This is a genomic window from Arthrobacter sp. B0427-1-12 (genome assembly GCF_059092905.1).
In genome coordinates this window covers 1-864 of the sequence record NZ_JBNHIC010000171.1, presented here as the reverse complement: position 1 = coordinate 864, position 864 = coordinate 1, and the positions used below count along the sequence as shown (strand labels likewise).

The following is an 864-nucleotide window of genomic DNA, read 5'->3' as shown; positions in this document are numbered from 1 at the left end:
AGCGCTACCTCGCCCGCCGCCTCTACCGCACCCTCAACGCTCTACACGCCCCTGACAATGCGATCCCGAACGCGGCTTGACGAGATATAGAAGATTCCGATTTTCGGCGAGTACTACGGCGACCCCGAGACCTGGGAATGCCTCGACAACCCCGAGGATGCCAAGCGGAAACTCGATCAAGCCGGTTACCGAGTTAGGGAAGTTTCAGGCAGCGAGATCCTGCTAACTCCGAGAGTCTCCCAGCCTGCTAATCAACAACAGAAACCTTCACAAGCCAATTCGCGTGAACCTCGGATTATGAACTCCGGCAGGGAACGCCCCGGGGGAATATTTCCGCTCGTCTTTGCAGGGGTCATCGTAGGTCTCGTCATGTTTGTTGTTGTGGTAGCGCTTGCGACTTCAGGGTGATATCCCTACCCGAAAGTTCGCAATATCTAGGGTAGGGGTATGCCCCGTTGCAGAGGCTTCTTCCCCGGCACCTCCGCCTAAGCAACTCCCGTATGCCGATAACAGCGCATATGACGATGGGGCTTTCAGGCGGATCGTATTAGACGCGGATTGGACGGAGCCGCCATGCGGTTCCTGCCGCTTATCGTCTTTCCGGCCGGTTTTTCCGCCCGATCTGCCCTTTACTGCCGGCCCGGGCAGTCCTGCATCCCGTGATGGGGCCGCCGGTTCGCTCCGGTGGCTGGAGTGCGGTTCGGTTGCCGCGGCACCGCGGCCGAAAGAACAGCTACAGGGCTTCGGGGGGCTGCACCGGTTCGGTTCCGCCACGGTCCCGGCGGACGACGCTGATCATGCCGTTGGGCTCCAGGCAGGCACGCTCCACCTGCGCAATGTCCTCGATGCCGTGCAGCCGCCGCT

The 864-nt window shown here is 60.9% G+C and carries 1 protein-coding gene; it reads right to left on the bottom strand.

Going from position 1 to position 864, the window contains the following annotated elements; genetic code table 11:
* Positions 1–733: 733 nt before the first annotated feature.
* Entirely contained in the window at positions 734–847 is a 114-nt protein-coding gene (locus tag AC5RWU_RS24390; protein WP_493986747.1) for a hypothetical protein, read from the bottom strand.
* Positions 848–864: the final 17 nt, after the last annotated feature.